Source organism: Pseudomonas entomophila, assembly GCF_013523125.1.
Lineage (GTDB): Bacteria > Pseudomonadota > Gammaproteobacteria > Pseudomonadales > Pseudomonadaceae > Aquipseudomonas > Aquipseudomonas entomophila_B.
Window position 1 is genome coordinate 67,641 of record NZ_JAAMQJ010000021.1, and the last position, 9,621, is coordinate 77,261.

The following is a 9,621-nucleotide window of genomic DNA, read 5'->3' on the forward strand; positions in this document are numbered from 1 at the left end:
ATACGTTTCATATCACGAGGTTCCCATGGGCATCGTCAAGATCTCCGACACCCTGCACGAAGACCTGCGCCTGGCCAGCGCGGTCATGTCGCGTTCGATCAACGCCCAGGCCGAGCACTGGATTCGCCTGGGCATGCTCGCCGAGCTGCACCCGCAGGCCACCTACCAGGACCTGCTGCGCCGCTTGCTGCGCCAGGAACACGCCAGCCTCCAGGAACTGCTGCAATGAGCCAGGTGATCCTCAAGACCGCGCCTCAATTGGCGCTGATGCGCCGCGCCGGGCAATTGCTGGCCGAGGTGTTCGCCGAGCTGGACCGCTTCATCCAGCCCGGCGTGACCACGATGCAGATCAACGACCACGCCGAAGCCTTCATCGTCCAGACGCTCAAGGCGCGCCCGGCCAGCAAGGGGCAATACGGCTTTCCCTATGCGCTGAACACTTCGGTCGACCACGTGGTCTGCCATGGCATGCCCGATGCCAGGCAGCGCCTGGAAGCAGGCAGCATCGTCAATGTGGACATCACCCTGGAGCAAGGCGGCTACATCGCCGACTCGTCGAAGATGTACGCGATCGGTGCCATCGACGACGCGGCCCGACACTTGGTCGATACGACCTACGAGGCCCTGTGGAAAGGCATCGAGCAAGTGCGCCCTGGCGCGACCCTGGGCGACATCGGCCATGCCATCCAGGCCCATGCCGAGGCGGCCGGCTATAGCGTAGTACGTGAATACTGCGGCCACGGCATCGGCCAGCAGATGCACGAGAAGCCCGAGGTGTTGCACTACGGCCAGCGGGGCAGCGGCCTGCGCCTGAAGCCGGGCATGGTGTTCACCATCGAGCCGATGATCAACCAGGGCGCTCGCGGCGTGCGGACCTTGCGCGATGGCTGGACGGTGATCACCCGCGACCGCCTGCTGTCGGCGCAATGGGAACACACCGTGGCGGTGACCGAGGACGGGGTCGAGGTACTGACCCTGCGTGCCGAGGAGGCCGGGCGCCAGGGGCGCTGAGGATTGCCCGCACCGCCGGGCCTCTTCTACACTCGGCGCCCGGGTCGTGTTCGGCCTGCCTTTCCCGTGTTGCACAGGAGCTTGTTTCAGTGGACGAAAACGCCCGTCGCTGGCTGTACGCCTTGTCGAGCCCCATGGCTGCGCTCAACGGCGCCAGCTACACCTCGGCGACGTACTTCGAAGGTGAAGACACCTCCAACCTGGAGCACGCCTGGGGGATCGACGGCCGCGAACGCCTGCTTGACACCCTGTCGATGGCCGACGCGGGCCATGCCGTCGAACTGAACGACCTGTACTGGCAGTACCAGCGCTGCCTGCCCAGCCAGTGGCGGACGCTGCTCGACAGCCTGCCGCGCCGGGCGCGCCGTCTGCATGAGTACGCCGCCAGTACCTTTGCCGACTGTGGCGATGGCGGCACCCGGGCCTGGGACCTGGGCCGCATGAGCTACCTGCTGCGGGTCGGTACGTTGCGCGGCTACATCGACGAAGATGAAAGCCTGTACCTGCACTACCGGCTTTCACTGCGCGCCCGGCATTACTACGAAAGCTGGAACCGCTACTTGACCGGCTACCTGCTGGGCAAGGCGCTGTGGAACGTCTCCGACCTCGACGACGACGCCTTCGACGCCGCCCTGCCTCGGCAAGGCAGCGATCACTGGAACCGCTGTATCGCCCTCAACCTGAGCCAGGGCGCCAGCGAGGTGCTGGCCACGCTGCCGTGGCAGCTGCCGCTGCCCGAACTCCCGCGTCCGGCGAGCCTGCCGCGGGAGGGCTGGTCATGAGCTGCTGGACCCTGCTGGACATCGCCCCTACCGACGACACCCAGGCCATTCGCCTGGCCTACCGCACGCGCCTGCCGGCGTTTCACCCCGAAACCGACCCCCAGGGCTTCCAGGCCCTGCGCGAAGCCTATGAACAGGCCTTGCGCCTGGCCCGTGAACAGCCGCAGGCGCCTCCCGCCGAACCCGCCGTGGTCGAGGCGCAGGCGGACGTGCAGAGCGTATCCGAGGCCGAGACGGTCGTTGACGTTCGTCGTCAACGCGACGACGCCTTCCAGGCGTTCGAGACCTTGCTCGACACACCGCGCACGCGTTTCGACCTGGAGGCCTGGCAAGCCTATGCCCTCACGCTCGACGACCTGCCGCTCGATGCCCTCGACGACCTGGGCTGGGACATCCTGGCGCTGCTGCAGGACTGCGGGCCGATCTCCCATCGCTGCGCCGGGCTGCTGGCCCAGCGCTTTGCCTGGGCGCAACAGCTGCTGCGGCTCGACGACCCCAGCGAGGCCGAAGCCTTCCTGCAACGCCTGAGCACGCCGGACCCGTTCGACACGCGGCTGATGCGTGACTGGCCGAGCGTGGCCCAGCTGGAGACATTCTGGTACCTGCGCACCCTGGCCTACTGCTACGACCAGCGACCCTTCCACGAGTACCGCGAGTTCGCCGGGCGTCACACCTGCCTGCCGTTGCCGGACAACGATGCCCTGATGCTGCGGCTGCGAACCCAGTTCTGTCAGGTCGGCCTGCCGGCCAGGGCCTGGCGTGACGAGCTGCAGGCCCAGTGTCAGGCGGCCCCGGACGATGTCGACCTGGTGTACTTGCTGGCGCGCCAGCACGAAGCGTTGCTCGACGATGAACAGGCGCTGGGCTGCTGGTCGGCGCTATGGCGCACCCATCGCCACCCAGAGGCCCCTGCTGCGCTACTGGCCCTGTGCGCCCGGCAGGCGCCGCACCGTCTGCCCCTGCTGATCCAGGCCCTGGAGGGCTTTGCGCTGCCGGACCACTGGCCGAGCGACCTGGCCGATCCGGTCCAGGGCTGGGCCAGCCCGGCGCAACGCCCCGAAACCTTGACCCGCTGGCTGGTCGCCTCGCGCCTGCCGCTCGACGGCATCGCTGCGGCGTTCATCCACTGGTGTCTGAACGGTGACGATGAGCTGCCGCTGCTGGCCTGGCTGCTCGACGACCTGCCGGACGCCACCTTGCAGCGCCGCTACTGGCACGCCTGGGCCTTGCAGCGCGGGGAGGCCGGCCTGCTGCGCCAGGTGCTGGACGAGCCGGACGGCGAGGCAGGGCTCGATGCCTTGATCGTCGAGGGCCTGCGGGACCAGGCCAGGCAGGCCCTGCGCTGGTTGGAACAGGCCCCGATTCCGCAGGCGCTGGTCGCCTTCTGCGCCGACGAGGAGACCACCCTGCCCCCTGCCCTGCTGACCGACGAGGCCCACCCCGCGTGCCGCGAATGGCTGCGCCGCGTGCGGTGCTATTCGCCCCGTGCGCTGGACAGCCTGCTCGAGCACTTCCAGACCGGTCGCATGTTCCCTCGCCCGTTCGGCCTGTGGGCGCAGTACCGGCTGATGCTCGAAGGCTTCAGGCTGCCGGCAGCCGACGATGGCCAGGACCTGGTGGCCTGGTACCGCCAGCATCTGTTCACGCTGGCTATGCTCGAACAGCCTGGCCGCTGGCTGAGGCTGGTGTCCCGCGGCTGCGTCGAGCGGCTGGCCTTCCCGCCCGCGCATTTTCTGGCCGCGCTGCCGATCGACCACCTGCGGCCTGTCGACACCACCGACCTGGAGGGCGCGCTGCTCGAACGGCTCGACCTGAACGACACGGCGCAGCGCCTGCTGGCCTCCCGCCTGATCACCTGGACCTATTGCTTCGACAGCCCACGCCTGCCTAGCACGGCCCAGCTCTTCGAATGCGCCGACCAGGACAGCGGCTGGCTGGAAGCACATCCGCTCGGCTGCCTGCTGCTCAGCGCCACCTTCTTGTGCGACGACAGCCTGTCGGACGAACAACGCGGCAAGGCACACGGGATGATGGATTTCATCAAGGAGGCGCACCCTCGGCTCGGGCCGGTGTTCGAGCAGTTGCTCAAGGGCCAGGGCGGGCGGATCTCCGCCGACCTGCTCGATGGGGTCGATGTAGCCTTGTACAACACGGCGTTGGAAGCCTTCGGCAACCTGGCCGGGCATGGCCGCGTGTCGAGCCTGCGGTTGCTCAAGGCCTTGCAGCGCGGCAAGGACGACCCGGCCCAAGACGCAGGCCTACGCTGCGCGATCCTGGCGCTGCTGGCCTGGTCGGAGCGCCTGCTCGAACAGCAGGCGCAACGGCCTTCGGCACCGGCCTGGGCGGTCTGGCGGCTGGATACGCGCCTGACACGCACGGGGCTGGCCGGCCACCTGGCCTCCGGCCTGCTGCTGATACCGCCACAGACCCAGGCCGTGGCGATGGTCGTGGTCGGTCTGCTGGTCATGAGCGGGCTGCTGCGGCGTCTGCGTGACGTGGGCCAGGGCGTGCCGGCGCTGGTCATCCTGCTGGCGCTGATGCGCTGGATACCGATCCTGCCGCTGCTGTTGCTCGGCTGGCCGGGCGACCCGCTGCCCAATCGCAGCGGGCCACCACCTGGCCAGGCCGACCGCCTGCCACACGGCTTGCAAGCGGCCCTGCGTCAGCTCGACGCTCAGTAACGCAGGTCGTCCAGCGCCTGACTGAGGTGCTGGCGCTGTCGACTGATCTCCGCGCCGTGCTGGCTACTGAGTGCGGCATTGAAGGCCGACAGCCAGCTGCCGATCAGTTCGCGCTCCTCGCCCAGACTCTGCATCCAGGCGCGCTCCAGACGCGCCAGCAAGGTGCGGTTGGGCAAGGTGTCGCGCGGGTGGATCTTCAGCCCGGCCAGCCGGTCGTGGCTGGCCTGGCGTGCCTCGTCATCCAGGCCGGTAGGGCTGCGGTCGATGCTGTGGCTGTGCTTGAGCCCGGTCTCCAGGAAGGTCACATCGACTTCCAGCAGGCCATTGATGTCGTAGCTGAAGCGCACGTCCAGCGACTGGATGTCACCGGTGGGCTTGAGCGGGATCTCGAAACTGTCGATGAGAATGTTGTCGCGCACCCACGGCCGCTCGCCCTGGTACACGGCGATGCGCACCACTTCCTGCTCGGGGTGCGAACTGTAGAAGCGCTCGACCTTGGACGTCGGGATGATCGTGTTGCGCTCGATGATCGGCGAGAACGACGCGCCGGTGTGCTCGGTGTGCCCAGCGGCGACCCCCAGCGTATAAGGGCAGACGTCGGTCAGGATCAGCTCTTCGATGGTCTGCTCGCGGGCCTTGCAGGCCGCCTGGCTGGCAGCCCCCAGTGCGACCAGGGTGTCAGGGTCCAGGTGCCGGTACGGCAGGCGGCCGAACAGCTTGGCCACCAGTTGCTGAATCTGCGGCATGCGCGTGGCGCCACCGACCAGCACCAGGCTGTCCAGCTCGCGCGGGCTCAACCGGGCGTCGCGCAATGCCTGCTCGATCGGGGCACGTACCCGCGCCAGCAACGGGGCCCACAACGCCTGCAAGGCCGCGGCGTCGAGCGTCCACTGGCGCCCCTGGCCATCGCCGTTCCAGTGCAGGGTGCCGCCACCCTCGCCCAGTTCGCACTTGAACCGCTCGATGGCGTCGCGCAGACTGGCCAGTTCGCGTGGTGGCAGGGCCTGCGCGGTGAGCTGCCAGTCACGCAGGCAACCGGCCAGCAGCGCCTCGGTGAAATCCTCGCCGCCCAGGTAGTTGTCGCCGGTGGAGGCATGCACCTCGATCAGCGGCAAGGCGTACTCGAGCACGGTCACGTCGAAGGTACCGCCGCCCAGGTCGAAGACCAGTGTGCACTCCAGGGCCTGCTCGTGCAGCCCGTAGGCCATGGCAGCGGCGGTCGGCTCGTTGATCAGGCGCTGCACCTTCAGGCCGGCCAGCTCGGCGGCAAAGACCGTGCGCTTGCGCTGCTCGTCGCTGAAGTAGGCCGGCACCGAGATCACCGCCTCGTCCACCGCACAGCCCAGGTAGGCCTCGGCGTCGCGCTTGAGCGCGCCCAGCACCAAGGCGGACAGCTCTTCGGGCGAAAACGACTGCTCGCCCAGCTCGAATCGCTTGTCGCTGCCCATGAAGCGCTTGAAGGCGGCCACGCTGAGGTGCGGATGGGTGGTGAGCCGCGCCTTGGCGGCCTGACCGACCAGCACGCTGCCATCGTCGTCGACGCTGACCACCGACGGGGTCAACGCTTCACCCAGGGCATTGGCGATCAGGTGCGCCTGCCCCTGCTGCCAGACGGCGATCAGGCTGTTGGTAGTGCCCAGGTCGATGCCCAGCAGTGGCGCAGGGCGCGAAATGTCGGAGGTAAGCGAAGCGGAGGGGGGAACGGCATCCTGCATGATCGGCCTCTTGCATGAGAAGAGCCGGTGGCAGCCTGCTGGCCGCGGGCCGGCGGACAGGGCATTTTGACCCAATCGGAGAAACAAAAAAAGCGACCCTAGGGTCGCTTTCGTTGTGGCTTCCGGGTGTTCAGTGGGCCCTGGAAGCTCGAATATGGCGCAGCGGACGGGACTCGAACCCGCGACCCCCGGCGTGACAGGCCGGTATTCTAACCGACTGAACTACCGCTGCGCGATACACTGAGAAGTGGTGGGTGATGACGGGATCGAACCGCCGACCCTCTGCTTGTAAGGCAGATGCTCTCCCGGCTGAGCTAATCACCCTTCGTCTCGGTGTGGCGCGCATTCTACGGAGGACGTTCCACCCTGGCAAGCACTTTTTCAAAAAAATTTTTCAAGCCTTTCAATGACCTACCCGCACCCCTGCTCACCGACCAATAACCGGGCAAATGCCGGCCGCAGGGTTGGCCTGGCCCCTGACTCGGAGAATAATGCCCGCCTCGTGTATTAAGGAGAGCTTCACCCCATGTGGTTCAAGAACCTGCTGACCTACCGCCTCACCCAGGACGTACCGTTCGACCCCGAGACCCTCGAGGCAGCCCTGGCCAGCAAGCCGGCTCGCCCCTGCGCCAGCCAGGAACTGACCACCTACGGTTTCGTCGCGCCCTTCGGCAAAGGCGAGGACGCTCCGCTGGTCCACGTCAGTGGCGAGTTCCTGCTGATCGCCGCGCGCAAGGAAGAGCGCATCCTGCCCAGCAGCGTGGTCAATGACGCGGTCAAGGAGAAGGTCGAAGAGATCGAGACCGAGCAGATGCGCAAGGTCTACAAGAAGGAACGTGACCAGATCAAGGACGAGATCATCCAGGCCTTCCTGCCGCGCGCCTTCATCCGCCGCTCGATGATCTTCGCCGCCATCGCACCGCGCCAGGGCCTCATCCTGGTCAACTCGGCCAGTGCCAAGCGTGCCGAGGACCTGCTGTCGACGCTGCGCGAAGTGATGGGCTCGCTGCCGGTCCGCCCGGCCACCGTGAAGATCGCCCCGAGCGCCACCCTGACCGACTGGGTCAAGTCGCAACAGGCCGCCGACGGCTTCTATGTGCTGGACGAATGCGAACTGCGCGACACCGCCGAAGATGGCGGCATCGTGCGCTGCAAGCGCCAGGACCTGACCAGCGAGGAAATCCAGCTGCACCTGAGCACTGGCAAGCTGGTCACCCAGCTGTCCCTGGCCTGGCAGGACAAGCTGTCGTTCGTGCTGGACGACAAGATGGTGATCAAGCGCCTGAAGTTCGAGGAGCTGCTGCAAGAACAAGCCGAACAGGATGGCGGCGACGAGGCGCAGCAGCAGTTCGACGCCTCGTTCCAGCTGATGATGATGACCTTCGCCGAGTTCCTGCCCATCCTCTTCGAGGCCTTGGGTGGTGAAGAGCTGCCTCAAGGCATCTGACGAGGGCTTGAGCGGCAAGCGGCAAGCGGCAAGCGGCAAGCGGCAAGCGGCAAGCGGCAAGCGGCAAGCGGCAAGCGGCAAGCGGCAAGCGGCAAGCGGCAAGCTGGGACGCGGTGTATGCCCGAACGTTGCATTTTTCAGGCTCACCTCTATAGCGATCCCACAGCCGAACTGCTTGTCGCTTGCAGCTTCTAGCTCGTAGCTAGCCGCTAGCCCCCTGCCCCCTCTGCCGCTACTGATAGGAGATCCCATGCGCGCCCTGGCCGCCTTGAGCCGCTTCGTCGGCAACACGTTCGCCCTGTGGGTCCTGGTGTTTTCCGGCCTGGCCTACTTCCAGCCCCAGTGGTTCATCGGCCTGAAGGTCGCCATCGTCCCGTTGCTGGGGCTGGTGATGTTCGGCATGGGGCTGACCCTCAAGCTCGACGACTTCGCCGCCCTCGCCCGCCAACCCTGGCGGGTGGCGTTGGGGGTGGTCGCGCACTTCCTGATCATGCCGGGCGTGGCCTGGCTGCTGTGCCAGCTGTTCCACCTGCCACCGGAGATCGCCGTGGGCGTGATCCTGGTCGGCTGCTGCCCGAGCGGCACGGCCTCGAACGTGATGGTCTGGTTGTCGAAGGGTGACCTGGCGCTGGCGGTGGCGATCGCCGCGGTCACGACGCTGCTCGCGCCGTTGCTCACCCCGACGTTGATCTGGTTGCTGGCCTCGGCCTGGCTGCCGGTTTCGTTCCTGGACATGTTCTGGTCGATCCTGCAACTGGTGATGCTGCCCATCGTGCTGGGGGTGCTGGCGCAAAAGCTGCTCGGCACACGAGTGCATGCGGTGGTGCAGGTCCTGCCGCTGGTGTCGGTAGCGAGCATCGTGCTGATCGTCTGCGCCGTGGTGGCAGCCAGCCAGGCGAAGATCGCCGAGTCGGGCCTGCTGATCATGGCGGTGGTGATCCTGCACAACAGCTTCGGCTTCCTGCTGGGCTACCTGACGGGCAGGTTCTGCAAGCTGCCTCTGGCGCAGCGCAAGTCCCTGGCGCTTGAGGTCGGCCTGCAGAACTCGGGGCTGGGCGCGGCGCTGGCCAGTGCGCATTTCTCGCCCCTGGCGGCGGTGCCGAGCGCGCTGTTCAGCGTGTGGCACAACATTTCCGGCGCGTTGCTCTCGACTTGGTTCAGGCGCATGAAGGAAGACCCGGCGGCGGCCCAGACGCCGCGTGCTCGACCGTAGGGCTTGCTGGGTCAGCAGGGACGCCATCGCGGGCAAGCCCACAGGGACCGCGATAGCCTGACATATCGAGGGGCTGGCCCTATGGACCCTTCGGGTCCAATCGCGGCACAGGGGCCGCTCCTACAGGGGATCGCGCCACGCTGACAAATCAGCGCTGCAGTCCCAACTGTAATTGAATGGACTCGCCCCCGCCGAGGCATCACAGTGCCACGGTGGCGTTTTTGAACAGCCAACGGCAGCGAGGGCCAGTCCATGAGCAAGCATAAAGCCAAACACAATTCCCTGTCTTCCACTGATCTGGAAAGCTGCCAGGTACTGGCAGTCGATCTGGCCAAGAACGTGTTTCAGTTAGCCGGCGAAGATGAGGTCGGTCGCCTGATCTACGAGCGCCGCATCAAGTCGCGCGAGGCGTTCGGCGAGTTTCTCCAACGCCTGCCAGCGCACATGACAGTGCTCATGGAAACAGGGCCGGGCGCTCAGTCATGGGCTTGAGCTGCTGCAGGCCAAGGGCAATGTCGTGCGCGTATTGCCGGCCCAGCGTGTCGACGAACACCGAAGTGGGGGCTGACCCTATGGACCCTTCGGGTCCAATCGCGGCACGGGAGCCCCCAGGTGACCGCGATAGCTTGCAACCCCGCGGTGGGACTACGGGTGTAATTGAATGGACTCGCCCCCGCCGAGGCATCACAGTGCCACGGTGGCGTTTCTTGAACAGCCAACGGCAGCGAGGGCCAGTCCATGAGCAAGCATAAAGCCAAACACAATTCCCTGT

General features: G+C 66.6%; 7 protein-coding genes, 2 tRNA genes and 1 pseudogene. 7 read left to right on the top strand and 3 right to left on the bottom strand.

The features are described 5' to 3' along the window. Nucleotides 1-25: 25 nt before the first annotated feature. From G7007_RS12845 to G7007_RS12860, 4 genes are all read left to right on the top strand, one after another. Complete coding sequence (locus tag G7007_RS12845) at nucleotides 26-229, top strand: ParD-like family protein (RefSeq protein ID WP_181102273.1); 204 nt, start codon at nucleotides 26-28, stop codon at nucleotides 227-229. Beyond that, on the top strand, nucleotides 226-1,011 hold the full coding sequence (gene map, locus G7007_RS12850; RefSeq protein WP_181102275.1) for a type I methionyl aminopeptidase: 786 nt from the start codon (nucleotides 226-228) through the stop codon (nucleotides 1,009-1,011). Before G7007_RS12845 ends, map begins: the two co-directional genes overlap by 4 nt. Before the next feature lie 89 nt (nucleotides 1,012-1,100). Continuing rightward, nucleotides 1,101-1,793: a DUF1266 domain-containing protein gene (locus tag G7007_RS12855; RefSeq protein WP_181102277.1), complete on the top strand. Its 693-nt coding sequence runs from the start codon at nucleotides 1,101-1,103 to the stop codon at nucleotides 1,791-1,793. Further along, a complete protein-coding gene (locus G7007_RS12860) occupies nucleotides 1,790-4,474 on the top strand; it encodes a J domain-containing protein (protein ID WP_181102279.1) in 2,685 nt (894 codons plus the stop codon). The genes G7007_RS12855 and G7007_RS12860 overlap by 4 nt, the downstream gene beginning before the upstream one ends. Here G7007_RS12860 and G7007_RS12865 read toward each other — a convergent pair. The 3 genes from G7007_RS12865 to G7007_RS12875 form a co-directional block, all read right to left on the bottom strand. Continuing rightward, nucleotides 4,468-6,189, bottom strand: coding sequence for a molecular chaperone HscC (locus G7007_RS12865; RefSeq protein WP_181102281.1), 1,722 nt, complete (start codon nucleotides 6,187-6,189; stop codon nucleotides 4,468-4,470). The two genes, G7007_RS12860 and G7007_RS12865, sit on opposite strands and share 7 nt — an antisense overlap. Nucleotides 6,190-6,344: 155 nt before the next feature. Next, nucleotides 6,345-6,421 (bottom strand) — tRNA-Asp (locus tag G7007_RS12870). A gap of 16 nt (nucleotides 6,422-6,437) precedes the next feature. Further along, nucleotides 6,438-6,513: transfer RNA gene (locus G7007_RS12875), tRNA-Val, on the bottom strand. A 202-nt stretch (nucleotides 6,514-6,715) separates the two neighbouring features. Here G7007_RS12875 and rdgC point away from each other — a divergent pair. The 3 genes and pseudogenes from rdgC to G7007_RS12890 form a co-directional block, all read left to right on the top strand. Further along, the gene (rdgC, locus tag G7007_RS12880; protein ID WP_181102283.1) at nucleotides 6,716-7,636 is read left to right on the top strand and encodes a recombination-associated protein RdgC; all 921 of its coding nucleotides are present in this window, start codon (nucleotides 6,716-6,718) and stop codon (nucleotides 7,634-7,636) included. Nucleotides 7,637-7,886: 250 nt separating this feature from the next. Next, the gene (locus tag G7007_RS12885) at nucleotides 7,887-8,849 is read left to right on the top strand and encodes a bile acid:sodium symporter family protein (protein ID WP_181102285.1); all 963 of its coding nucleotides are present in this window, start codon (nucleotides 7,887-7,889) and stop codon (nucleotides 8,847-8,849) included. Between the two features lie 252 nt (nucleotides 8,850-9,101). Continuing rightward, nucleotides 9,102-9,411, top strand: a pseudogene (locus tag G7007_RS12890) (IS110 family transposase); the annotation flags it as partial. Nucleotides 9,412-9,621: the final 210 nt, after the last annotated feature.